The sequence below is a fragment of the Streptomyces sp. NPDC048197 genome (genome assembly GCF_043202395.1).
Taxonomy (GTDB): domain Bacteria; phylum Actinomycetota; class Actinomycetes; order Streptomycetales; family Streptomycetaceae; genus Streptomyces; species Streptomyces siderophoricus.
In genome coordinates this window covers 68,718-92,711 of record NZ_JBIDAJ010000017.1, presented here as the reverse complement: position 1 = coordinate 92,711, position 23,994 = coordinate 68,718, and the positions used below count along the sequence as shown (strand labels likewise).

Annotated in this window: 22 protein-coding genes, 1 tRNA gene and 1 pseudogene; 10 read left to right on the top strand and 14 right to left on the bottom strand. The window is 72.2% G+C overall.

Annotated features, from left to right (window positions below; translation table 11 throughout):
* Positions 1 to 111: 111 nt before the first annotated feature.
* The gene (cdgB, locus tag ACGF4C_RS22775) at positions 112 to 1,782 is read right to left on the bottom strand and encodes a diguanylate cyclase CdgB (protein ID WP_030414926.1); all 1,671 of its coding nucleotides are present in this window, start codon (positions 1,780 to 1,782) and stop codon (positions 112 to 114) included.
* Positions 1,783 to 2,105: 323 nt separating this feature from the next.
* On the opposite strand from cdgB, the gene ACGF4C_RS22770 reads away from it, so the two are divergent.
* A complete protein-coding gene (locus ACGF4C_RS22770) occupies positions 2,106 to 2,720 on the top strand; it encodes a flavin reductase family protein (protein ID WP_393568640.1) in 615 nt (204 codons plus the stop codon).
* 122 nt (positions 2,721 to 2,842) lie between these two features.
* On the opposite strand, the gene arfB is transcribed toward ACGF4C_RS22770, so the two are convergent.
* On the bottom strand, positions 2,843 to 3,271 hold the full coding sequence (gene arfB / locus ACGF4C_RS22765) for an alternative ribosome rescue aminoacyl-tRNA hydrolase ArfB (RefSeq protein WP_393568639.1): 429 nt from the start codon (positions 3,269 to 3,271) through the stop codon (positions 2,843 to 2,845).
* A 330-nt stretch (positions 3,272 to 3,601) separates the two neighbouring features.
* Here arfB and ACGF4C_RS22760 point away from each other — a divergent pair, with 330 nt between their 5' ends.
* A complete protein-coding gene (locus ACGF4C_RS22760) occupies positions 3,602 to 4,177 on the top strand; it encodes a TerD family protein (RefSeq protein WP_261956221.1) in 576 nt (191 codons plus the stop codon).
* 212 nt (positions 4,178 to 4,389) lie between these two features.
* On the opposite strand, the gene ACGF4C_RS22755 is transcribed toward ACGF4C_RS22760, so the two are convergent.
* Positions 4,390 to 4,686, bottom strand: a complete 297-nt coding sequence (locus ACGF4C_RS22755) for a helix-turn-helix domain-containing protein (protein ID WP_393568638.1) — start codon at positions 4,684 to 4,686, stop codon at positions 4,390 to 4,392.
* 77 nt (positions 4,687 to 4,763) lie between these two features.
* On the opposite strand from ACGF4C_RS22755, the gene map reads away from it, so the two are divergent.
* Positions 4,764 to 5,531, top strand: a complete 768-nt coding sequence (map, locus tag ACGF4C_RS22750) for a type I methionyl aminopeptidase (protein ID WP_393568636.1) — start codon at positions 4,764 to 4,766, stop codon at positions 5,529 to 5,531.
* A gap of 264 nt (positions 5,532 to 5,795) precedes the next feature.
* Here the strand turns inward: map and ACGF4C_RS22745 are convergent.
* A pseudogene (locus tag ACGF4C_RS22745) lies at positions 5,796 to 5,975 on the bottom strand (heme-binding protein); the annotation flags it as partial.
* 377 nt (positions 5,976 to 6,352) lie between these two features.
* Between ACGF4C_RS22745 and ACGF4C_RS22740 the strand changes: the two are divergent.
* The 3 genes from ACGF4C_RS22740 to ACGF4C_RS22730 all read left to right on the top strand — a co-directional run bounded on the left by ACGF4C_RS22740 (position 6,353) and on the right by ACGF4C_RS22730 (position 9,736).
* Positions 6,353 to 7,942, top strand: a complete 1,590-nt coding sequence (locus ACGF4C_RS22740) for a sensor histidine kinase (RefSeq protein ID WP_393568719.1) — start codon at positions 6,353 to 6,355, stop codon at positions 7,940 to 7,942.
* Positions 7,939 to 8,847, top strand: a complete 909-nt coding sequence (locus ACGF4C_RS22735; protein ID WP_393568634.1) for a response regulator — start codon at positions 7,939 to 7,941, stop codon at positions 8,845 to 8,847. Before ACGF4C_RS22740 ends, ACGF4C_RS22735 begins: the two co-directional genes overlap by 4 nt.
* Before the next feature lie 391 nt (positions 8,848 to 9,238).
* Positions 9,239 to 9,736, top strand: coding sequence for a hypothetical protein (locus ACGF4C_RS22730; RefSeq protein WP_393568632.1), 498 nt, complete (start codon positions 9,239 to 9,241; stop codon positions 9,734 to 9,736).
* 133 nt (positions 9,737 to 9,869) lie between these two features.
* Here the strand turns inward: ACGF4C_RS22730 and ACGF4C_RS22725 are convergent, their stop codons facing one another.
* The 3 genes from ACGF4C_RS22725 to ACGF4C_RS22715 form a co-directional block, all read right to left on the bottom strand.
* Complete coding sequence (locus ACGF4C_RS22725) at positions 9,870 to 10,514, bottom strand: pentapeptide repeat-containing protein (protein WP_393568718.1); 645 nt, start codon at positions 10,512 to 10,514, stop codon at positions 9,870 to 9,872.
* A gap of 223 nt (positions 10,515 to 10,737) precedes the next feature.
* Positions 10,738 to 11,841, bottom strand: a complete 1,104-nt coding sequence (locus tag ACGF4C_RS22720) for a M24 family metallopeptidase (RefSeq protein WP_393568631.1) — start codon at positions 11,839 to 11,841, stop codon at positions 10,738 to 10,740.
* A gap of 203 nt (positions 11,842 to 12,044) precedes the next feature.
* Positions 12,045 to 12,118 (bottom strand) — tRNA-Thr (locus ACGF4C_RS22715).
* Between the two features lie 179 nt (positions 12,119 to 12,297).
* Here ACGF4C_RS22715 and ACGF4C_RS22710 point away from each other — a divergent pair.
* The 3 genes from ACGF4C_RS22710 (at position 12,298) to ACGF4C_RS22700 (ending at position 14,943) form a co-directional block, all read left to right on the top strand.
* Positions 12,298 to 13,434: an ABC transporter ATP-binding protein gene (locus tag ACGF4C_RS22710; RefSeq protein ID WP_393568629.1), complete on the top strand. Its 1,137-nt coding sequence runs from the start codon at positions 12,298 to 12,300 to the stop codon at positions 13,432 to 13,434.
* 254 nt (positions 13,435 to 13,688) lie between these two features.
* Positions 13,689 to 14,105: a hypothetical protein gene (locus ACGF4C_RS22705; protein WP_030414372.1), complete on the top strand. Its 417-nt coding sequence runs from the start codon at positions 13,689 to 13,691 to the stop codon at positions 14,103 to 14,105.
* 109 nt (positions 14,106 to 14,214) lie between these two features.
* Complete coding sequence (locus ACGF4C_RS22700) at positions 14,215 to 14,943, top strand: NDP-sugar synthase (protein WP_393568627.1); 729 nt, start codon at positions 14,215 to 14,217, stop codon at positions 14,941 to 14,943.
* 347 nt (positions 14,944 to 15,290) lie between these two features.
* On the opposite strand, the gene ACGF4C_RS22695 is transcribed toward ACGF4C_RS22700, so the two are convergent.
* The 7 genes from ACGF4C_RS22695 to ACGF4C_RS22665 form a co-directional block, all read right to left on the bottom strand.
* Entirely contained in the window at positions 15,291 to 16,928 is a 1,638-nt protein-coding gene (locus ACGF4C_RS22695) for a DoxX family membrane protein (protein WP_393568625.1), read from the bottom strand.
* A gap of 204 nt (positions 16,929 to 17,132) precedes the next feature.
* A complete protein-coding gene (gene rlmB, locus ACGF4C_RS22690; RefSeq protein ID WP_030414369.1) occupies positions 17,133 to 18,086 on the bottom strand; it encodes a 23S rRNA (guanosine(2251)-2'-O)-methyltransferase RlmB in 954 nt (317 codons plus the stop codon).
* Between the two features lie 128 nt (positions 18,087 to 18,214).
* Positions 18,215 to 19,609, bottom strand: coding sequence for a cysteine--tRNA ligase (cysS, locus tag ACGF4C_RS22685; RefSeq protein WP_393568623.1), 1,395 nt, complete (start codon positions 19,607 to 19,609; stop codon positions 18,215 to 18,217).
* Between the two features lie 143 nt (positions 19,610 to 19,752).
* Complete coding sequence (locus tag ACGF4C_RS22680; protein ID WP_393568621.1) at positions 19,753 to 20,157, bottom strand: PPOX class F420-dependent oxidoreductase; 405 nt, start codon at positions 20,155 to 20,157, stop codon at positions 19,753 to 19,755.
* A 157-nt stretch (positions 20,158 to 20,314) separates the two neighbouring features.
* Complete coding sequence (gene ispF / locus ACGF4C_RS22675; protein WP_030414366.1) at positions 20,315 to 20,836, bottom strand: 2-C-methyl-D-erythritol 2,4-cyclodiphosphate synthase; 522 nt, start codon at positions 20,834 to 20,836, stop codon at positions 20,315 to 20,317.
* Positions 20,823 to 21,569: a 2-C-methyl-D-erythritol 4-phosphate cytidylyltransferase gene (ispD, locus tag ACGF4C_RS22670; protein WP_030414365.1), complete on the bottom strand. Its 747-nt coding sequence runs from the start codon at positions 21,567 to 21,569 to the stop codon at positions 20,823 to 20,825. Before ispD ends, ispF begins: the two co-directional genes overlap by 14 nt.
* A 439-nt stretch (positions 21,570 to 22,008) precedes the next feature.
* Complete coding sequence (locus ACGF4C_RS22665) at positions 22,009 to 22,491, bottom strand: CarD family transcriptional regulator (protein WP_003953493.1); 483 nt, start codon at positions 22,489 to 22,491, stop codon at positions 22,009 to 22,011.
* A 782-nt stretch (positions 22,492 to 23,273) separates the two neighbouring features.
* Here ACGF4C_RS22665 and ACGF4C_RS22660 point away from each other — a divergent pair.
* Positions 23,274 to 23,915 carry a DUF461 domain-containing protein gene (locus ACGF4C_RS22660; RefSeq protein ID WP_393568619.1) on the top strand — a complete coding sequence of 214 codons (642 nt, stop codon included), beginning with the start codon at positions 23,274 to 23,276 and terminating at the stop codon, positions 23,913 to 23,915.
* Positions 23,916 to 23,994: the final 79 nt, after the last annotated feature.

Below are 23,994 nucleotides of genomic sequence, written 5' to 3'. Positions count from 1 at the left end.
GCCGCGCGGCGGCCGCGTTTCCCCGCCGAGCCCCGGCCGGTCCGCCGCACAGCCCTGCCCGGTCCACCGCGGAGCGCCCGTGGTCCGCCGTCCGTGGTCAGCCGCCCGGGGTCAGCCCGCCGCCCGCCGGTTCGCCTTCGACCGGGAGCGCTTCTCGACGTACATCCGCTGGTCCGCCGACTCCAGGACCTCCTCGGCGGTCATCCCGCAGCTCGCCCAGCCGATGCCGAAGCTGGCACCCACCCGGACCGCCCGGCCCTCCACCCGGATCGGCGGGATGATCGCGTTGCGCAGCCGCACCGCGAGGTCCTGGGCGTCGGCCGTGCCCAGACCGTCGGCGAGCACCACGAACTCGTCGCCGCCGAGCCGGGCGACCGTATCGCCGTCCCGTACGCCGCTGGTCAGCCGGCGGGCGACCTCGATCAGCACCGCGTCGCCGGTGTTGTGCCCGAAGCGGTCGTTGATCGACTTGAAGCCGTCGAGGTCGCAGAAGAGGACCGCGAGCCCCTTGGAGCCGTCGTCGGCCGGCCCGTCCGCGGGGGCGACGAGGTGGACGTGGTGGTCGAACGGGACCGGGGCCTTGCCCTCGAAGCCGTCGACGCCGTCGAAGGGCTCGTTGCCGTCCGGCCGGAAGCCGTGCGGGTCCCGCGGGTCCGCGCCGCCCGAGGAGGCGTAGGCGTCGGCCAGCGAGCCGGCCGGCCGGGAACACAGCCGGGCGCCGAGCCGGGCCCGCAGTTCGGCGCTGTTCGGCAGGCCGGTCAGCGAGTCGTGGCTGGCCCGGTGTGCGAGCTGGAGCTCGTGCCGCTTGCGCTCCTCGATGTCCTCGACGTGGGTGAGCAGGTAGCGGGGGCCGTCGGCGGTGTCGGCGACGACGGAGTTGCGCAGCGAGACCCACACGTACGTGCCGTCGCGGCGGGCCAGCCGCAGCTCGGCACGGCCGCCCTCGGCGGAGGTGCGCAGCAGGGTGCCGATGTCCTCGGGGTGGACGAGGTCGGAGAAGGAGTAGCGGCGCAGCCCGGAGGCCGTACGGCCGAGCAGCCGGCACAGCGCGTCATTGGTCCGTAGCAGCCGCCCGTGCTGGTCCCCGCCCATTTCGGCCACGGCCATCCCGCTCGGCGCGTACTCGAAGGCCTGTCGGAAGCTTTCCTCGCTGGCGCGCAGGGCCTGCTGCTCGCGCTCCAGCCGGACCAGGGCGCGCTGCATGTTCGCCCGCAGCCGGGCGTTGCTGATCGCGATCGCGGACTGGAAGGCGTACATCTGCAGCGCTTCCTGGCCCCAGGGGCCGGGGCGGCGGCCGTTGCGCGGGCGGTCGACGGAGATCACGCCGAGCAGTTCGCCGCCGCCGTTGCCCGCGGTGTACATGGGCGCGAAGAGGCGGTCCATCGGGTGCCACTCGTCGGGGAAGCGCGGCGCCGGCCCGGCCGTGTGCCACTGCGGCACGTCGTCGTCGTCCAGCACCCAGCCCTCGGTGTACGGGATGAAGCACAGGTCGCCCCACCGCTCCCCCATGGACAGCCGGCGGTCCCAGGAGGAGCGCGAGCCGACCCGGCCGGCCATCAGGGCCTCGGCACCCGCGCTGCCGGCGACCGCGGCCACCACGAGGTCGCCGTCGGGCCGCACGAGGTTGACCGCGGACAGTTCGTAGCCGAGGCCGTTGACGGCGCCGTCGGCGACGGTCTGCAAGGTGTCCGCAAGGCTGCGTGCGGTGTTCAGTTCGGCGACCACTTGGTGCAGCTGCCGCAGGGTCGCAAGACGGACGTATGGCTCCGACTCGGTCTCCATCGCTCGCTCCCCTGAGACCTCGACAGCAGACTCCACGATTCTTGTCGTCCGATTCCACGCTCACTGAATCACAGTGAGCTCTTCACTCGGTACACAGGGTCAACAATTAGAAGCGTCTGTGACTCAAGTCACAGACGGTGAGCGAGCGTTGACCGTGCCCCACCATCCCGTCCCGGCGAACCCGCCTTCACTCTTTCTACACTTTCTGAACGCAAATTCCGAGCGTTCTGTCACCTGTATACGACCTCCGTCGCTGGACCTAGGACGCGGGTGGTCCCGGGGTCCGATGCGCGCCCGGACGGCGGGAAGTTAGCGTTCATGGCGTGTTCACGGAAACCCCTGTCGATGCGGCGGCCGCCCGGCCCGCCGCCACCACCGCCCCCACCGTCGCGCCGGCCGCCACGCCGGGTGGCGCGCCGATCCCGCATGCTGTGGGGGTGAGTGACGACGAGTTCCGCGCCGCCCTGTCCCGGCTCGCCGCCGGCGTCGTACTGATCACCGCCCACGACCCGGACGCCGGGCCGCGCGGCGAGGACGCCGGCATGACCGCCACCGCCTTCCTTTCCGTGTCGCTCGACCCGCCGCTGGTGATGGTGAGCGTTCGCAACGGCTCCCGGATGGACGACCTGCTGGCGGAGCAGCCGCTGTGGGCCGTTTCCGTCCTCTCGGGGCACCAACGGCAGATCGCCGGACGATTCGCCATGAAGGGCCGCATCAGCGACCGGCTTCTCTTCGAGGACATCGCGCACGTACGGGGCGAAGCATCCGGCGCCCCGCTCATCGGCGGTGCGCTGGCGACCCTGGAGTGCCGCACCGAGCAGCGCGTCACGGCCGGCGACCACACCCTCGTCATCGGGCGGGTCCTGGCCACCGGCATCCCCAACGAGGACGACGGACCGCTGACGTACTTCCGGGGGCGGTACCGGCAGTTGGGGTGAGGGGCCGGGAGGGAGCAGGGCGGCGAGCTACGGGACCAGGGCGGGGCCGGGATAGCGGGTCGGTGGGCTGCGGGGCCCGGAAAGCGGGTCGGTGGGCCGCGGCGGGCGGCTGGCTCCGCCGCTCAGGTCCAGTCGCGGCCCGAGCGGCCGCGCTTGGTGTCACTGCGCTGCTTCTTCTCGCGCAGCCGGCGTTCGTTGATGCCCCGTGGGATCCGCGACTTCCGGCGCGGCTTGGGCGGCGGCGCGCTGGCCTCGGCGAGCAGCGCGGCCATCCGGACGGCCGCGGTCTCGCGGTTGCGCCACTGGGAGCGGTGGTCGGAGGCGCGTACCGACAGCACGCCGTCGACCAGCCGGCCGGCCAGCCGCTCCAGCGCACGCTCCTTCCACACCGGCGGCAGCGCCTGCGTGCTGCCGAGGTCGAAGCGCAGCTCGACCTGGCTGTCGCTGGTGTTGACGTGCTGGCCGCCCGGACCCGAGGACCGCGAGAAACGCCAGACGAGCTCGGCCTCGGGAAGGACGACCGAACCGCGGATGACATGGGGCCCGGACATGCCCCTATGATCCCGCGGATCCGACCGCACCGTCACCCGCTTTTCACGCCCCTTGACCTGGCCGCACATCAGATTCCGCCCATGAGCGGGCAAGTAGCACGGTGCGCCACACGGACACCGGCAGGCCGCGCGGGCACCGGCACGCCCGCTGGAGACCGGCATGCCCCTTGGAGACCGGCGCCCCCTGAAGACCGGCATCAGGATTGGGCAAAGAAAGTAAAGAGACGTGGAACCTCACGGTCCCCCGACGACGTTCTGGTGGGTGACGGTAGCTTCGTGCCAGCACGGAGCCCGACGACTCGACGCGTTGACTAGGAAAGGGACATCCCCATGGCTGTAAGCCTGTCCAAGGGCGGCAACGTCTCGCTCACCAAGGAGGCACCGGGCCTGACCGCCGTCACGGTGGGCCTCGGCTGGGACGTCCGCACCACCACCGGCACGGACTTCGACCTCGACGCGAGCGCGATCGCGGTGAACACGACCGGCAAGGTCTACTCCGACCAGCACTTCGTCTTCTTCAACAACAAGAGCACGCCGGACCAGTCGATCGTGCACACCGGTGACAACGTCACCGGCCAGGGCGAGGGCGACGACGAGCAGATCAACGTCAACCTGGCGGCGCTGCCGGCCGACATCGACAAGATCGTCTTCCCGGTGTCCATCTACGACGCCGACAACCGCAGTCAGAACTTCGGCCAGGTGCGCAACGCCTTCATCCGTATCGTCAACCAGGCCGGTGGCGCGGAGATCGCGCGCTACGACCTGAGCGAGGACGCGGCCACCGAGACCGCCATGGTCTTCGGCGAGCTGTACCGCAACGGCGCGGAGTGGAAGTTCCGCGCCGTGGGCCAGGGTTACGCGTCGGGCCTGGTCGGCATCGCGAAGGACTTCGGCGTCAACGTCTGAGCCATCGACGTCCGCGCGGGCCGCGGCTGAGCGGCCGTGTCCGCACGGCCTGCGGCTGACTGGTCTGGGCTAAGGGCCTCTGTCGGCGCGGTCTGCGGCTGAGCGGTCCGTCGCTGAGTGGTCCGCGCCCGAGGCGCGGATGCACCACCGGCGCGCAGACCCGGGCTTGCTTCAGGGCCGGTCCCCTTCGGGGGCCGGCCCTGCGCGCGTTTTCAGGCGGCCACGCCGCCGTTCCCCTCCCCCTCACCCTCGCCCTTCGCCGGTTCGGGCGGCGTGGCCAGCACCGCCACCTCGTCCAGGGACAGTCCGAGCGTGCCGGCCAGCGCCGCGACCGTGAAGAACGCCGGGGTGGGCGCCCGGCCGGTCTCGATCTTCCGCAGCGTCTCGGCGGACAGTCCCGCCGCCGCCGCGACCTCGACCATGCTCCGCCCGCCACGCGCCACCCGCAGCAGCGCGCCGAGCCGTTCACCGCGTTCCCGCTCCCAAGGAGTCAGTGGAGTTCGCACCATGCCCGTGATACTAATACCGGTAAACAATTACCGGTAAAGAAATACCGGCTCAGCCCTCTGACCTGCGGAGGTCATCCATGGTGGAAATCAAGACGGAGCCCGCGGTGGACGCCATGCGGCTGACCGGCCGGGTCGTCGCCGACGCACTGGCCGCGGTGCGCGCGGCCGCCGCGCCGGGCGTGCGGCTGCTGGAACTCGACGAGGTCGCCCGGGCGGTGCTGCGCGAGGCCGGTGCCACCTCGCCCTTCCTCGGCTACCGCCCGTCGTTCGCGCCCACCCCGTTCCCGGCCGTCATCTGCGCATCCGTCAACGACGCGATCGTGCACGGCATCCCGGACGGGTACCGGCTGCGCGACGGCGACCTGGTGAGCATCGACTGCGGTGCCGTGGTGGACGGCTGGGCCGGCGACGCCGCCATCAGCTTCACGGTCGGCACCCCGCGCCCCGAGGACGAGCGGCTCATGGACACCACCCAACGGGCGCTGGCGGCCGGTATCGCGGCCGCCGTACCGGGCGCCCGGATCGGCGACGTCTCCCATGCGATCGGCAGCATCGGACGCGCCGCCGGCTACGGCATCTCCCGCGACTTCGGCGGCCACGGCATCGGCCGGCAGATGCACGAGGACCCGCCGGTCCCGAACGACGGCCGGCCGGGCCGCGGCTTCCTGCTGCGCCCCGGCCTGGTGATCGCCATCGAGCCGATGTTCCTCGCCGGCGGCACGGACGCGTACGTCACGGACGGCGACGGCTGGACCCTGCGCACCGCCGACGGCAGCCGGGCCGCCCACTTCGAGCACACGATCGCGGTGACGGAGGACGGACCACGGGTGCTGACGATGCCGTAGACGGGCCGCGGGTGCGGGTGCGGGTGCGCGTGCGGGTGCGGGTGCGGGACTTGCTGCTGGCGCCGTTGTCGCCGGGCTGCGGGGGCCTGGCGCTGGTGCTGTCGTAGCCGGGCCGCGGGGCTGAGGTGGCCGCGTCGGCTCGTTCAGCGCTGCGGCCGGTTCAGCCCTGCGGCCCGTGCCAGCCCCTGCGGCCCGTCCGCCGCTCGGGCGCGTCCCGCCCCCCTGCACCCCTCCGCCTCTCCTCCCCTCCGCCCATTGGGCTGGCTAGCCGTCGAGGGCGTGCGCTCCGGCCTGGGCGAACTGCTCGTCGAGGGTCCCGCTCGGCGCCCCCGCCACCCCGATCCCGGCGATCGGCGCGTCCCCGTCCCGGACCGGCGCACCGCCCGCCAGGAAGAGGGTGCCGGGAATGTCCTTGAGCGTGGGCGCCTGGTCAAGGCGCTTGACCTGGAGGAGGACCGGTCCTCCCGGATCGGCGGTCCGGCCGGGATCGCCGTGCATGATGGGGGATACCGGTGTCGACCGATCGGTTGATGCGGGCGCCGCTCCGCCCGGGTTACGACTACCCGGGTGACGACTACGAGGTCGGCGCCCGGCCAGGGCCCGTCTGACGGACGTCGGCCTACGAGGAGACCACGGTGCACATCACTCAGCAGCCGCCGCCGGACAGCGGCGCGAACGGGGACAGGGAAGCGGGCACGACCGTGGACGGCGCCCCGGCCAGGGAAGCCGGCAGCACCGTGGACCAGGACCCCGGCGCGCAAGCGGGCAGCACCGTGAACCAGGACCAGTACCAGGCCCCGGGTAGGGAAGCGGGCAGCGCCATGGACCGGGACACAGGCGAGGACGCGAACAGGGACGGGGTCACCGTCCCCGACCCGGGGTCGGCCGCCATCCCGGGCACGGGCTCGACCACCGACCCCGGGCCGGGCTCGACCGCAGTACTGAGGGGAAGCGCCCCGGACCCGGGCCGCGATCCCGACGCCCGCTGGTTCGGCCCGGTGCTGCACCTGACGTTCTTCCTGCTGCTCGCCGCCTCGCTCACCCGCTTCCTGCTCCGGCACCCGGGAGAGCCCCGCACCCCGTGGATCATCGCCCTCAGCATCACCCTGGCCCTGCTCCAGATCCTCGGCCCAACCCTCGCCCGCCACCCCCGCACGCCCCACACACCTCGTACGCCTCACATGCCCCGCACACCCCGCACGCTCCGTAGGCCTCATACGCAAGACACCGGGCAGACCGACACCCGCCGGCTGCTCTGGCTTGCTGCGGTCGTGACGGTCTGGGTCGTCGTGGTGCTGCTCGCGCCGAGCTTCGCCTGGTGCGCCGTGCCGCTCTTCTACACGGGCCTGCGGACGCTGCCGGCCGGCGCCGCATCGGTGCTGGTCGGCCTGCTCACGGCGTTCGTCGTGGCCGCCCAACTCCGGCTGTCCACCGACTTCGACCCGATCCTGGTGCTGGCCCCGCCGGCCGTCGCCGCGCTCGCCACCGCCGTCTTCGTCCACATGGAGCGGCAGGCGTCCCGCCAGCGCGCGCTGATCGACGATCTGCTGCGGACCCGCCGCGAACTGGCCGCCACCGAGCGCCGCGAGGGCACGCTCGCCGAGCGGCAGCGGCTCTCGATGGAGATCCACGACACCCTCGCCCAGGGCCTGTCCAGCCAGCAGATGCTACTGCAGGCCGCCGACCGGACCTGGGACAGCGACCCGGCGACCGCCCGCGGTCATCTGCGTACGGCCACCGAGATCACCGCCCGCAACCTCGCCGAGGCCCGCCGTTTCGTCCACGACCTCGCCCCGGCCGACCTGGCCGGCGGCACCCCCCTCCCGGAGGCCCTCCGCCGACTGGCCACCCGTACGACCGGCCATGCGACGAGCCCCACGACCGGCCACACGTCCGTTCATGCGACGGGACCCACGACCGGTCACGCGTCCGTTCACGCGACAGGCCCCACAACCGATCCCGCGACGGGCCCGACGACCAGCCCCACGCCGGGTCCCACGACCGGCGCCACGCCAGGTCCCACGACCGGCGCCACTACGGGCGGGCCGGGCGGCGACGGGCCCGGCGGGCGGCTGAGCGTGCGCTTCCACCAGGACGGCACCCCCGTACCGCTCCCGGACCGGGTCCAGTCCGCGCTGCTACGCATCGCCCAGGGCGCCCTCGCGAACGTCCGTGAGCAGGCCGCCGCGCACACCGTCACTCTCACCCTCAGCTACCTGGACGACCAGGTCGTCCTCGACATCGCCGACGACGGCCGGGGTTTCACCACCGCCGCCGCGCAAGGGCGCGGCCACGGCCTGCCCGCCATGCACGCCCGGATGCGGCAGCTCGGCGGGACGCTCACCATTGAATCCGCACCGGGCGAGGGCACCGTCCTGTCCGCCGCCGTCCCCCTGGAGCGCACGCCATGACCTCCTCCGCGACCGCCTCCACCGGCGAAGCGCCGCACACCCCCGTACGCGTTCTGCTCTGCGACGACCACGCGGTCGTCCGCGCCGGGCTGCTCGCCCTGCTCAGCAGCGCGCCCGGCATCGAGGTCATCGCCGAGGCCGGCGACGGCGAGGAGGCCGTGGCGCTGGCCGCCGCGCTCCACCCCGACGTCGTCCTGATGGACCTCCAACTCGGCTCGGGCATCGACGGCATCGAAGCCACCCGCCGCATCACCGCCCGCGCCCGGGAGGACGCCAAGGGCGGCAACACCGTAGAGGCACCGGACGCCCGCCAAGCCGCAGCAACCGAGAACCCCGCGGGTACTGCGCCAACCGCACCCACTCCGCCGCCCGCCCGCCCCACCAAACCCGCACCCACCGCTCCCAGCCCCACTACCCCAGCCACCTCGACCGGCCCCACCCTCCCCACCAGCTCGCCCACCCCAACCCGCCCGGCCAGCGCCACCAGCCCGCCCAGCCCGACCGGCCCGACCCCCCACGTCCTCGTCCTGACCACCTACGACACCGACGCCGACATCACCCGCGCCATCGACGCCGGTGCCACCGGCTATCTCCTCAAGGCCGAACGGCCGGAGGAACTGTTCGCCGCCATCCGGGCCGCGGCCGCGGGGCGCAGCACCCTCTCCGGACCGGTCGCCCACCGGGTACTGGCCCAGATGCGCAGCCCGCGCCCCACCCTCACCGACCGCGAACTCGACATCCTCGGCCAGCTCGCCCGCGGGCTGAGCAACCGGGAGATCGCCCGCGCCCTGTTCATCAGCGAGGCCACGGTCAAAACCCATCTCGGCCGCATCTACGACAAGCTCTCCGTGGACACCCGGGCCGGCGCAGTCTCCGTAGCCAAGGAACAACGCCTGCTTCCCTGACGGCGCCCCACCCCCCGTTCCCGCGAGGCAAGCCAGGGCTCACGAGGCAAGGCAGGCCCACCCCACAGGCGACCTCCGCGCCCAGACGGCCCCGCCGTCATGGCCGGACGTAACGGACGCCATGCCCCCGCGCCGTGGGTGCCGATCGGAGCCGGTCCCGGTCCGTGCCAGTCCCAGCCCGTGCCGGTCCCGGTAGGTGCCGGTCCCGGTAGGTGCCGGTCGGTGCCGGTCGTGGTCAGTGCAAGTCCGTGCCGGGTCCCGGTAGGTGCCACTCCCGGCCCGTGCCGGTCGGTGCCCATCCCGGTCCGTGCCGGTCCCGGTACGTGCCGGTGCGAACGTCCGCCCGCCAACACCCGCCAACGCCCGCCACCCGGCGTGACACCATCAAGGCGTGATCGACCTCGGCTACTCCCTCTCCCGCCGCTTTCCGGACCCACCGCAGACGGACTACCGGACCGCGGGGGTGCACGCGCTCCGCCACGACCTCTTCTGCGGCGACGTCTACCTCGCCGACACCACGGCGGACCGCGAACTGTCCACCGACTGGGGCTGGGTGCCGGTCCTCGACTTCGCCTGGGCACTGTGCGACATCGTCGAGCAGCTCGACACCGACCCCCGCGGCAGCCGCTCGGCCCGTCCCGTCCACGCCGAGCTCGACTTCACGGAGTCCGCCGACCGGATGCGCTTCGAGCGGCGCTTCGGCTGGGTGGACGTCGAGGCCGACTGGATGCCGGCCGACGAGCCCCCACTCACCTTCAACCACGCCGCACTCCGCCGCGAGGCCCGCGACTTCCTGCACGACCTGATCGCCGACCTCACCGACATGCACGACGGCCTAGGCGACAACCCCGTCATCTGGGACCTTCAGTCCCGCTTCCCCCGCGTCTGACCCCCACCGGGCCGCCCGGACGCCGCCCGCCCGAAGAGAACATCCAACGCAGGTCCCCCAAAACAGCCCACCCGCCAGCGCCCCCTCTCCCCTCTCCCCCTCTCCCTCTATTCCGCTCCTCCCCTCCCCTCCCCTACTCCACCCGCACCCCCACCTGCGCCGCGAACGCCGGTGCCAGATCCATCAGTTGGGCCGTACTGATCACCGCCCCCGACAGCCGGTCGATCCCCCGCGCGATGTCCACCGCCGCCGCGCCGCGCAGATCGACGTCCTTCATCCGCGTCTCGGAAAAATCGATCCGCGCCAGGGTGCAGTCGTCGAACGTGACCCGCTCCAGCTCTGCACCCGCGAAGTCCGCCTCGATCAGCACGCACCCCTCGAAGGCGACGTCCCGTAGCTTCGCGCTCCGCAGATTGGGGAAGTCGATCTTCCCGCCGCGCACCACCACCCGCTCCAGCACCGCCCCGTGCAACTGCGTCCCGCCCAGCCTGGCGTCCGAGACCTCGACATCGCGCAGGCTCGCCCCGGACAGGTCCGTCCCGACCCCGCGTACCCCACTCAGCACGCTGTCGATGATCCGGGCCCGGCCGAGCACCGTCTCGTCGAGCCCGCAACGACGCAGCGCACAGTCCATGAACCGCGCGCCACGCGCCGACTGCCGCGCCCAGTCGGCGTCCGCGAACTCCAGCCCGTCGTAATCCCCGTCCTCCTCCAACTCCCCGCCGTCGTACGCCACCAGCTCCGGCAGCCGCACCGCCGGCCGCCGCACCGCCCGCACCGTCTCCTTACCGCGCCCGGCCACGCGATCACCCCTTTCGACCTCGACCTCGACCGCCCAAGCGTCGCCCGTCCCGCACCCGCGCAACGCAACCCGTCACACTCCGCCGGAATCCACCCGTCGGAACCCGTCACCACCCATCGTGAACCACCCCACTGACAATGCCCCCTGACCAGCGCAAAGACCCCTCAATCGCCGCCCCCCGGCCCCCGTCCCTTGCCCCCTACCGCACCACCGCCATCCCCCGCGCCGTCTCATTCAGCCGCCGGCCGCCCGACTCCGTGCACGTCACGATGTCCTCGATCCGCACCCCGAACCGCCCCGGCAGATAGATCCCCGGCTCGATCGAGAAACACATCCCCGGTACGAGGGGCAGATGTTCGCCCTCCACCAGGTACGGCGGCTCATGCGTGGTGACCCCGATGCCGTGCCCGGTCCGGTGGATGAAGTACTCGCCGTACCCCGCCGCCTTGATCACCCTCCTGGCCACCCGGTCGACGTCCTGGCAGGCGATGCCCGGCCGCACCGCCTCGAAGGCCGCCTGCTGCGCCTCCCGCACGATGTCGTGCACCTTGCGCTCCTCGGCGGACGGCTCACCCACGTGAACGGTGCGCGACGTGTCCGACCCGTACCCGTCCTTCAGCCCGCCGAAGTCAAGGACGACCATGTCGCCGTCCTCGATGACCCGCTCCCCCGCCTCGTGGTGCGGATTGGCGCCGTTGGGGCCCGACCCGACGACCGTGAAGTCCACCTGGCTGTGCCCGTGCTCGATCAGCAGCCGGGCCAAATCCGCGGCCACCTCCGACTCCCGCCGCCCCTCGAAGCGAACGCCCAGGATCTTCTCGTACGTCGCGTCCGCGGCCGCCCCGGCCGCCGCCAGCCGCGCCACCTCGTGGGCGTCCTTGACGGCGCGCAGCATCGGCAGCACCTCCGTCAGCGCCGCGTACGACGCCCCCGGCACCGACCGCTGGAAACCCAGCAGATGCAGCGCCCAGGTCGCGTCGGACACCCCGTAACGCCCCTCCGGACGCATCCACTCGGCGAGTTCCGCATACGGGTCCGCGCCGTCGCTCCACCCGGACACGTCCAGCGCGGCCGCCCCGACGGAGTGCTCCGCATCCGGCTGCTCCAATACGGGCACCAGCAGCCGCGAGCGCCGGCCCGGCTCGATCAGCAGTGCCGTCAGCCGCTCGGTGACCGCGGGCGGCCGGTAGCCGCACAGCCACACCAGATCCGGCCCCGGTGTCACCAGCAGCCCGGCCAGCCCGGCAACGGCCGCCGCCCGCCCCGCCCGCTCCAACCGCCGCTCGTAGTCCTCATGCGTCATCGAAGTCACCATGCCGGCGAACTTACGCCGCGGACCCCGCCACCCCACCCGAAACCCGCCGCAACGAGCGACTCCCCGACGCCCCCACGCCCCTCCCGGCCGACTCCGGAAGCACCACCCAAACCCCGGACGAAACACACAAAGCCCCAGGCCACCACCGGCCCGGGGCTTCGTCCCGTTCATCCCTTTACGTTCACATTCAGAGCCCCCTGTCGGATTCGAACCGACGACCTTCGCTTTACAAGAGCGGTGCTCTGACCAGCTGAGCTAAGGAGGCGTGCCGGAAGAAGTGTACCCAGGCGGGCCGGGTGCCCGGCTCCTTAATTTGTGAGAACGGACTACTGACACGGGGGGCCGGCGCGGGTAGCGTCACGGGGAAGTCTGCATCAGTGGACTAAACCACTCCTTTTACTCGGATCGTCCGGCACGTTCCTGCCGGTGAAGGGACTCATCACCATGGCTACGGTCACCTATGACCAGGCATCCCGGATCTACCCGGGTTCCGACAAGCCCGCCGTCGACAAGTTGGACATCGCCATCGAGGACGGCGAATTCCTCGTCCTGGTCGGCCCCTCCGGATGCGGCAAGTCCACCTCCCTGCGGATGCTCGCGGGGCTGGAGGACGTCGACGGGGGCGCCATCCGCATCGGGGACCGCGACGTCACCCACCTTCCGCCCAAGGACCGGGACATCGCCATGGTGTTCCAGAACTACGCGCTCTACCCGCACATGACCGTCGCCGACAACATGGGCTTCGCGCTCAAGATCGCCGGCGTGCCGAAGTCCGAGATCCGGCAGAAGGTCGAGGACGCGGCGAAGATCCTGGACCTCACCGAGTACCTGGGGCGCAAGCCCAAGGCACTGTCCGGTGGTCAGCGGCAGCGGGTCGCGATGGGCCGGGCGATCGTGCGGGAGCCGCAGGTCTTCCTGATGGACGAACCGCTGTCCAACCTGGACGCGAAGCTGCGCGTGCAGACCCGTACGCAGATCGCCGGGCTGCAGCGCCGGCTCGGGATCACGACGGTCTACGTCACCCACGACCAGGTCGAGGCCATGACCATGGGCGACCGGGTCGCGGTCCTCAAGGACGGGCTGCTCCAGCAGGTCGACTCGCCGCGGAACATGTACGACCGGCCGGCGAACCTCTTCGTGGCCGGGTTCATCGGCTCGCCGGCGATGAACCTCGTCGAGGTGCCGATCACCGACGGCGGGGTCAGGTTCGGCAACAGCGTCGTACCGGTGAGCCGGGAGGCGCTGACCGCGGCCGCCGACAAGGGTGACCGCACGGTGACCGTGGGCGTCCGCCCCGAGCACTTCGACATCGTCGAGCAGAACGGCGCCGCGGCGAAGTCGCTGTCCAAGGAGAGCGCGGACGCCCCGGCCGGCCTCGCCGTCACCGTCAACGTCGTCGAGGAACTGGGCGCCGACGGCTACGTGTACGGCACCGCGGAGGTCGGCGGCGAGGTGAAGGACCTGGTCGTCCGCGTCAACGGCCGCCAGGTGCCGGAGAAGGGCACCCAGCTGCACGTCGTGCCGCGGCCGGGCGAGACGCATGTGTTCTCGACGTCGTCCGGGGAGCGCCTGTCCGACTGAGCGGGAGCGCGCTGCGCACGTCGCACCGGGACGTGAGCCCGGAGCGGGTGTGCCGCGTGTGAGGGGTGGCGGTGGCGGGTAGGACCCGGCACCGCCACCGCTGCGTTCACGGCCGTGCGGCGCCCGTGCCACCGGGACAGAACGGGCTTTTCGTACCAGTGCGTCAACATCACTACTGGACCGACGAGGCATTACGTCGCTCGATAAGGTGACCAAATGTCGCCAAATCATCACTCCTCGCTACCATCACGACCGTGAACTCCGCAGCCCGCCGCATCGGCAGAACCCTCGCCCTCGTCCTCCCCGTCGTCCTCGTACTCTCCGGGACCCTCGCGGTCACCCGGGTCCCGTGGGCGACGACGGCCACCGACTCCCAGATGCTGACCGCGTCCTCCGGGACGGCCTCCACCAAGGCCAACCCGGTCGCCCCGCAGGAGGCCCTGCGCAAGCGCCTCCTGGTCGAGCTCCAGGAGAAGGACCCGGGCGTCGCCCTCACCGACCTCCAGAAGGCGACCACCAAGCACCCTTCGCTCGCCCGGCACTGCGCCTCGATCGCACGTGACCTCGGCCGGGCCGCGGTCGCCAAGTACGGTGCCGCGCACCGCGCCCAGGCCTACTCCCGCCCGGTCTGCGACACCTCCTTCGCCACCGGCGTCGCCGGCGCCCAGTGACCGTCCCCACCCCGCTCAGTCACTGACCGCTCCCACCCCGCTCAGCCTCTGACCGTTCCCCGCCCCGCTTAGCCACCGACCGTTCCGCGCACCCCATAAGGTGCGAAGCATGACAGGCGTCCAGCATTCGTACCCCACGCAGGCCGTGGTCCTGGCCGGCGGCCAGGGCTCACGTCTCCGCCCGTACACCGATGACCGCCCCAAGCCGATGGTCGAGATTCCCGGCACCGGAACCCCGATCATCGGCCATCAGCTGAACTGGCTGGCCGAAGAGGGCGTGACGGACGTCGTCATCTCGTGCGGCCACCTCGCCGAAGTGCTCCAGGAGTGGCTGGACCACGCGCAACTCCCCTTGCGGGTCACGACGGTTGTCGAGACCGAGCCGCTGGGCCGCGGCGGTGGCCTCAAGTACGCGGCCGGCTCGCTGCCCCGCCCGGACGAACCCTGGTACGCCACCAACGGCGACATCTGGACCCGCTTCCCGCTCCGCGAGATGGCGGCCTTCCACCACGAACGCGACGCCGAGGCCACGCTGGCGCTGGCCCGCCCCCGCATCCCCTGGGGAATCGTGGAGACCGACGCGTTCGGGCACGTACTGGACTTCATCGAGGCGCCGCCCTCCCCGTACCTCATCAACGCCGGCGTCTACGTCTTCTCCGCCACCTTCACGGGCCTGCTGCCGGCACGCGGCGACCACGAGCGCATGACCTTCCCGCGCCTCGCCCGCGAACGCCGACTGGCCGGCTACCCGCTTCCGCACGGCGCGTACTGGCGCGCCATCGACACGGCCAAGGACCTCGCCGAGGCAGCCAAGGAGCTGAGCGCGCAGGGGCGTTGAGGGTGTTGCGGGTGCCCTGGTACGCCGCGGCTGCCCGACGCGGCGCCCCTACGCAGCCTGAACGCCCTGAGCGGCGCTGCAGCCCTTAACGCGCGCCGGTCGACCCCCGGGCTCCCCCTCACCGCGTACGGGCGCCTGACGGCCGTACGCGGCGCCTTGCGGGCCCTAGGCAGCCGTTCGGGGAGCCCGCCACTGGTTGACCCTCAGGGTTCCGTCACCGTCGAGGGATACCGGTGCACCGCACGGCAGCTGATCCCGGCCCCACATACCGCCGCCCACCTCCCGAAGGGGGTGGGCGGCGGTAGAACCTGAGGGAGTTGGGCGGCAAGGAGCCCCTGGCCAGAAGCTCAGCCCAGCAGCCCGCCCAGGGTGCTCCCGCGGCCGCCGGAGTCGCCGGAGCCGGCCGAGCCCGTGGAGCCGGTGCCGGTCGTGCCGCCGCCGGTGCCGCCCGCGGAGGGGGCGTGGCTCGGGACGGAGGGACGGGTCGGGACGGTCTGCTGTGGGGCGCTGGTGGTCGCGCCGGGCTGCTGCGACAGGCCGGTCGTGGCGCCCGTCGAGCGGCCGGTGCCCGGCGTCGACGCGGACGGGCGGGGCTTGTGGGCCTTGTGCGAGGCGCCCGCGGACGGTGTGCCGGCGCGGGAGGCGCCGCTGCCGGGGTGGTGCCGGCCCGGCCGGGTGGTGTTCTTGCCGGGGCGGGGCAGGGGCGAGCCGGGCAGGTTGTTGATCGCGGGCTCACCGGGCCTCGGCACGGGCGTGACCGTCGCGGACCGTACGGCGCCGCCGAGCAGCGAGCCGATGAGCAGGGTCAGCCCGGCCACCATCGTGGTCATCATCGCGCCGCGGCGCAGTACCCGGCGGCGCAGGTCGGCGACCTCCACGCGGGGCCCGAGCCGCCGCCACGCCTCGCCGGCCAGCCGGCCGTCCATGGAGTAGACGGGGGCGCCCGCGATGATCAGCGGGCTCCAGGCGGCGAGGTAGATGATGTCGGGCGCGTCGTAGGCGGGGACCGTGCGCCAGCTGACGGTCATCAGCAGTGCGGCGGAGAGCAGCGCACCGATCGACGCGGCGAGCCGCTGCCACAGTCCGCAGATGGTCAGGACGCCGACGACGACCTGGAGGAAGGCGACGGTCAGGCCGGCGCCCACGGGATGGGCGACGGCGAAGTCGCGCAGCGGTACGGCCAACGCCCACGGGTCGAGCGACAGCAGCCACTTGACCATCGAGCCGCGCTCCCCGCCGTCGAAGTAGACGGGGTCGCAGAGCTTGCCCATGCCGGCGTAGACGGAGATCAGGCCGAGGAAGATCCGCAGCGGGAGGAGGACGACGCCGAGGTTCATCCGGCGGCCCGGGTAGTAGGCGTGCCGGACGGAGTCGGCGGCACGACGGCGGGACCCGGTGTCGTAGGGGTCCCGGGCCTCGAAGTGGTCGTCGTCGTAGACGTCCTCGGCGGGGCCGCGGCCACCGTAGGGGTTGCGGTAGGGGGGCCCGCCGTTGTTGTCGGCGTAGGCGCTGCCCACGGGGCGTACGCCGCGCAGCAGGGTGCGGTCGGATTCGGCGGGGCCGCGCTGGCCGATCACGGTCGTCTGGGCGGGGACGGACTCGTCGAGCCGGACCCGCGGCAGCACCTGGGTCGTGCCGACGTCGTCGCCCGGGCCGCCGTCGAGGCCGATGCCCGCGTTGCGCACCGCGTGCAGGAGTTGGGTGGTGGCGCCGGCCGTGCCGCCCGGTGTGGTGCGGCCGCTCCACACCACGGGTGCCCGGCGTCTGGCACCGGAGGACGGTGCGCGGACGGCGGGGATGCGCGCGGTGTCGGCCAGGGCGTCACCCGCCGCGGGCGCGGCGAGCTGTACCCGGAAGCTGGCGTGGTTGACGATGACCTGCGCGGGATCGCACGGCACCTTGACCGAGCTCAGGCCCGGCTCGTCATCGAAGCCCGGCGAGCGTCCCCCCGTAGGCGTGCGGGGTGTTCTGGTGTCCACGCTCATCTAACCGAGTGACCCGCGGTTAAGACACTGCCTTGACCGGGTCGATCTGTCCGAGACCCGTCAAAAGATCACGGGATGCGGGATGAGCGTCCAAAAGGCCCACGGAGGGTCAGGTCGTGCCCCAGGGTGGCCAGGATCGGGGCGCGGAGGCGTGGGCCCTGGGGGCGGGCACGCAGACGTACGCGCCCCCGGGCCACGGGCCGGTCAGGCGCGCCGGCGGGCCGCCTCCCACAGGACGACGCCGGCCGCGACACCGGCGTTCAGCGATTCCGCGCCGCCCGGCATCGGGATCCGCACGCGCAGGTCGCAGGTCTCGCCGACCAGCCGCGACAGGCCCTTGCCCTCGCTGCCGACGACGATGACGACCGGGCCGTCCAGCGCCTCGACGTCCTGCAGCTCCAGCTCGCCGTCCGCGGCCAGGCCGACGACGGTCAGACCGGCCTTCTGGTACGACTCCAGGGCGCGGGTGAGGTTGGTGGCCCGGGCGACCGGGGTGCGGGCGGCGGTGCCCGCGGAGGTCTTCCAGGCGCCGGCCGTCATGCCGGCGGCCCGGCGCTCCGGCACGACCACACCGTGGCCGCCGAAGGCGGAGACGGAGCGGACGACCGCGCCGAGGTTGCGCGGGTCGGTGACCCCGTCCAGCGCGACGATCAGCGGGTCCTCGCCGGCGTCGAAGGCGGCCGCGGCGAGGTCCTCGGGGTGCGCGTAGTCGTACGGCGGGATCTGGGCGACCAGGCCCTGGTGGTTGAGGCCGTTGGTCATCCGGTCCAGCTCGGGGCGCGGCGCCTCCAGGAGGTTGAGGCCGCGCTCGGTGGCGAGCTGCAGTGCCTCGCGGACCCGCTCGTCGCTGTCGATGAACTGCTGGACGTACAGCGTCGTGGCGGGCACGCCCTCGCGCAGCGCCTCGACGACCGGGTTACGGCCCACGACCAGCTCGGCGGTGCCCTTGGCGCCGCCGCGGCGGGGGGCCGGACGGCGGGCCGCGGCCTGCTTGGCCTTGGCGTTGGCCACCCGGTTCTTGACGTGTCCCTTGCGCGCGGAGGCGGGCGGGGTCGGGCCCTTGCCCTCCAGGCCCCGGCGCCGCTTACCGCCGCTGCCGACCTGGGCGCCCTTCTTGTTGGACGTGCGGCGGTTCCTGCGCTGGCTGTTGCCGGCCATGGGTCACCTGTTTCTTCACTGCTCTCGACGTCTCGCGACGTGGAGTGGGTACGTACGTATGGAATGAGTGTCGCCCGTGTCCGCCGGGAAGGGCGAATCCGGTGGGCCGCCCACGGGCGAGACGGGGGTCAGGACAGCGACCAGCGCGGGCCGGAGGGGGTGTCCTCGATGGCCAGGCCGGACTGCTGGAGCTGGTCGCGGATGGCGTCGGCGGTGGCGTAGTCCTTGCGCGCGCGGGCCGACTGCCGCTGGTCGAGGACGAGGCGGACGAGGGAGTCGACGACGCCGTGCAGGTCCTCCCCGCGGTCGGTGCCGCCGCCGGACCAGCGCTCGTCGAGCGGGTCCAGGCCGAGCACGCCGAGCATCGCACGCAGCTCGGCGAGCCGGGCCACCGTCGATTCCTTGTCGTCGGCGGTCAGCGCGGAGTTGCCCTGGCGGACGGTGGTGTGCACGATCGCCAGCGCCTGCGGGACGCCCAGGTCGTCGTCCATCGCCTCGGCGAAGGCCGGCGGGACCTCGGCCGCGGGCTCGACGACGCCGGCCTTCTCGACGGCCCGCTGGACGAACCCCTCGATCCGGGCGAACGCCGACTCGGCCTCGCGCAGCGCGTCCTCGCTGTACTCGATCATCGAGCGGTAGTGCGGGGTGCCGAGGTAGTAGCGCAGCACGATGGGGCGCCAGCGCTTGACCATCTCCGAGACCAGCAGGGAGTTGCCCAGCGACTTGGACATCTTCTCGCCGCCCATGGTCACCCAGGCGTTGTGGGTCCAGTACCGGGCGAAGTCGTCGCCGAAGGCCTTGGCCTGCGCGATCTCGTTCTCGTGGTGCGGGAAGACGAGGTCGACGCCGCCGCCGTGGATGTCGAAGGCGGAGCCCAGGTACTTGTGGGCCATCGCCGAGCACTCCAGGTGCCAGCCGGGCCGGCCGCGGCCCCAGGGCGTCTCCCAGCTGGGCTCGCCCTCCTTGGCGGCCTTCCACATGGCGAAGTCGCGGGGGTCGCGCTTGCCGGTCTCGCCCTCGCCGGACGGCTGACGGAGTTTGTCCAACTCCTGGTTGGAGAGCTGGAGATACTCCGGGAAGGATGCGACGTCGAAGTAGACGTTGCCGTCCGCGGCGTAGGCGTGGCCGCGCTCGATCAGGCCGCGCATCATCTCGATCATCTCGGGGATGTGGCCGGTGGCGCGCGGTTCGTAGGTGGGGCGCAGGCAGCCGAGGGCGTCGTACGCCTCGTTGAAGGCGACCTCGTTCTCGTAGCCGATCGACCACCAGGGGCGGCCCTGCTCGGCCGACTTCGCGATGATCTTGTCGTCGATGTCCGTGACGTTCCGGACGAACGTCACGTCATAGCCGCGGTGGGCGAACCAGCGGCGCATGATGTCGAAATTCAGCCCCGACCTGATGTGCCCGATGTGCGGGGCGGCCTGCACGGTCGCGCCACACAGGTAGATCGAGACGCAGCCCGGCGTGAGCGGGGAGAAGTCGCGAATCTGCCGGGCGCTGGTGTCGTACAGGCGAATCGTCACGGAACCAGGGTAGTCGGAACCCGGGAGTGCCCCGCGACGCATCGGCCACGGGGACACAGAACCGTCATATCCGTCCGATTTGCCGGAAGTAAGGCCTGAAGTAGAGGCTGCTCGCGGTCGCTTCCGGCCCGCCACGGGCGGCGTCAGATACTGCCGACCACCTTGCGCGGCGTGATCCGGACCACCACCCGCTGGGCGTCCTTGCCCGCCTCCGGGTTGAACTCGGCATAGCGCTTGCCGGTGTACTTCTGCGACAGCTCGTCGATCAGCTCCGGCCCGCCGTCGGTCGTCAGCGAGGCCGTACCGCGGATCTCGGCGTAGGTGTACGGAGCGTCGAAGGGCTGGACGACCACCGAGACGCGCGGGTCCCGGCGGACGTTGGCCTCCTTGCGGCGGCCGACGGTCGTCGAGATCAGCAGGTCGTCGCCGTCCCGCTTCACCCACACCGGCGAGACCTGGGGGCTGCCGTCGGGCTGGATCGTCGCCACGGTCACGAAGACCGGGGTGTCGAGGAGCTTCTTGAGGTCGTCGGACAGGGTGGCAGTCACGAGGGGTCCTTCCTGCGGGCCGTTCCGAGGGACACGAACACTCCGATCCTCCCTCAACACCCCTGCGCCGCCCGGCATTCCCGCCGGTCGCCGCCGGTCCGACCGGCCGCCGTTGGGCCGATCGGACCCGCGCCTTCCGGATCACACCATGGCCGGATTACGCCGTAGTACGGAAGACGATGGCCGTGGCAACCGCCGCCAGGCCCTCGGCCCGGCCGGTCAGCCCCAGCCCGTCCGAGGTGGTCCCGGAGACCGAGACCGGCGCGCCGACGGCCGCCGAGAGCGCCTTTTGGGCCTCGTCGCGGCGCTTGCCGACCTTCGGGCGGACGCCGATCACCTGCACCGCCACGTTGCCGATGGCGAAGCCCTCGGCGCGGACGATCCGGGCGGCCTCGGCCAGCAGGGTCACCCCGGAGGCACCGGACCACTCGGGACGGCTCGTCCCGAAGTGCGCCCCCAGGTCGCCGACGCCGGCCGCCGAGAACAGCGCGTCGCAGGCGGCGTGTGCGGCCACGTCGCCGTCGCTGTGGCCGGCCAGCCCGTAGCCGTCGCTCTCCGCGGCGTCCCACAGGAGCCCGGCGCACCACAGCTCCCGGCCCTGCTCAAAGGCGTGCACATCGGTGCCGATGCCCACGAGGGGGACGGGCGGGCCGGCGGGGATCTGCTCAGACGTAGCCATCGGTGGCCCTCCTCCGGGCGAGTACGGCCTCGGCCAGGACCAGGTCCAGCGGCCGGGTCACCTTGAATGCCTCTTCATGACCGGGGACGACCACGACCGGTACGCCGAGCCGCTCCGCCAGCCCGGCGTCATCGGTGGCGCCCTCGCCCTCCACCACGGTGTCGTGCGCCTTGCGCAGGGTTGCGAGGTCGAAGCCCTGCGGGGTCTGTACGGCGCGCAGCAGGGACCGCTCGGGGGTGCCGACGACCGGCTCGGGGGTGCCCTGGGGCTGCGGCTCGACCTGCTTGACGGTGTCGGCGAGCGGCAGGGCGGGGACGACGGCGGGCGCTCCGGCGCGGACCGCCGCGATCACCGCGTCGACCGTGTCGACCGGGACCAGCGGGCGCGCCGCGTCGTGCACCAGCACCACGTCGATGCCCTCGGGCAGCGCGGCCAGGCCGAGCCGTACGGATTCCTGGCGGGTCTGCCCGCCGGGGACGACGACGAGCTCGGTGCGGTCGGCGAGCGGGTACTCGTGCAGCAGGCGGTCGACCTCGGTGGCGCCGTCGGACGGGGCGACCACGACGATGTGGGAGACGGCCCGGGAGGCGGCCATCGCGCGGACGGCGTGCACCAGCATGGGGGTGCCGCCCAGCGTGCGTAGCGCCTTGGGGGTGCCGGGACCGAGCCGGACACCGCGGCCGGCGGCCGGGATCACCACGGCGGTGCGGATCGGGCGGGTGGGATCTGACATCGATGGCTCCGGAGTCCGGGGCGAGCCCGGAATTGGGGCAGACAGGTTTGTTTCCTTGGACGGGGTGGGTATGGCCTGGGAGAACCCCCGGCCCGTAAGAGCTGGGGGAGTGCCGGGTGCGACGCCTTGACCGGACCCTTCCGTGACATCGGTCGGGGCAGCTGCCCGGGCCCGGCACACCTGGGTGGGCCCGGCGTCCCGTCGGCAGCCCGCCTTTCACGGTCCGGCCCCGTTTCACCGCCGGCCCGTCACAGCGCGATATTCACAGCCGGAACACAGTCAGCCGGAATCACCGTCAGCATTCACAGCCGGCAGCATTCACAGCCAGATATGCCGCAGCGCCCGGCAACAGACCCTCCACAGGGGACGGTCGTCACTCGGGCACCGCGGCATTGCTACGTCGTTCGTCGCTGCGTCGGCGGGGCGCCGGGCAGCGTCGTCAGGACGCGAGGACCTCGTCGAGCAGGGCCTCGGCCTTGTCTTCGTTGGTGTTCTCGGCGAGGGCGAGCTCGCTCACCAGGATCTGGCGGGCCTTGGCGAGCATCCGCTTCTCACCTGCGGAGAGTCCACGCTCCCGCTCGCGCCGCCACAGGTCACGCACAACCTCGGCGACCTTGATCACGTCGCCGGAAGCGAGCTTCTCAAGATTTGCCTTGTAGCGACGGGACCAGTTCGTGGGCTCTTCGGCATACGGTGCGCGCAGCACCTCGAAGACCCGGTCCAGCCCGTCCTGACCAACCACGTCGCGTACGCCGACGAACTCCGCATTGTCCGCTGGCACACGAACAGTCAAGTCGCCCTGGGCGACCTTCAGCACCAAGTAGGTCTTGTCCACGCCTTTGATCTGGCGAGTTTCGATGGCCTCGATCAGCGCGGCCCCGTGATGGGGATAGACCACGGTGTCGCCAACCTTGAACGTCATGTGACAGGTACCCCTTCCGTGGCTATCCATGCTAACACGGGAACGGACCGTTCTGAATGGCGTTTTCGCAGGTCAGGGCATATCTCGGGGCTTGACAACAGCGGCCGGGACGTGCTTCGAGGGGGTCCGGGAGGCGGGTATTCGCAGGTCGGAGGGGCTTCTCGGGTGAGCGGAAACGTGCCCGTCACACACCCGGGAGCCCTTGATCGACAGGTCGAAAGTCCCGTTTTGCACGGATCCGCATGAGCGAGTTCCGCTACTCCGTTCGGCTGCTCAGGGGCCTCTCCCGACCGATTCCCGAATTGATCACTGCCCGACGGCCGAACAGTGTGATCAATTCCGCGGGGCCTTCACATTCCCTTCGAATACTCCTTTTCGGCCGGGGAAAGTGGCACGGATTCGGCGGGCCGGCACCCGAACGGCCGGCGGGGATATTCCGACGTGTTGTCGGTGTCCCTTCATCGCGGTTGTCGCAGGTGTTCCGCACCTGCGCGGGTGTTCCGCGCGGGCGGCCGGGGATTCCCGTCCCTTCGCCGGCCGGGGCCCCCGACCACGGCCGGCTCTCCCCGGGCCGCGCGCGGGCCGGGGGCCCGTGATCCCGCTGGGGGCGGGTCGGGTGCGGCGGCGCGGGGACGGCTCGGTAACCTAGCGGCGCTGACACACCCTTAGGGCGGCTTTACGTGCCCGTCGTCATGACGCGTACGCAGGACCGCCCCAGCCGTCCATCCGCGACCGGGCACGAACGTTCGGCCGCCGTAGCTCGTCAAGGAGATGCCGCCGCCGTGAGCCGCAGCCTTCGACGCGGCGTCCTCGCCGCCACCGTCCTTTCGCTCTCGATCGCCTCGCTGTCCGCCTGCGGGGCCGGGAACGACGCCCAGACGCTGCAGGTCAAGCCGGACAACGCCGCGACCTCCGCGGGCGACATCAAGATCCAGAACGCCTCCGTGGTCACCCAGCCCGACCTGAACGCCAAGGGCCCGGCCGTGGTCACCGCGACGGTCTTCAACAACGGCGCCAAGGACCAGAAGCTGACCGCCATCTCCGTCAACGGCACCGGCCAGTCGGCCAAGCTGACGCCGGCCGGCGGCTCCGCGGGCGCGATCACCGTGCCCGCCGGCGGTTCCGTCGTGATCGGCGGCCAGGGCAATGCCTCGGCCGTGCTCGCCAGCGGCCGGGAGGCCGTCCAGGACGGCAACCTCCAGCCGCTGACGTTCAGCTTCAGCTCCGCCGGCAAGGTGAAGCTGGGCGCGTACGTCGTCCCGGCGAAGAGCTACTTCGAGGGCTACGGGCCGGCCGTGGTGCCGCAGCCGTCCGGCTCGGCCTCGCCGTCCGAGTCGGCCTCGCCGTCGGAGTCCGGCAAGCCCAAGGCCGGTGCGAGCTCCATCTCCCCCAAGCCGTCGGCCTCGGTGCACGGCGCGCACTGAGCCACGGCCCTTCCAGGGGCCCGGACAACGCGTCAGGGGCGCCCATCCCCCCGGATGGGCGCCCCTGACGCGTACTCCG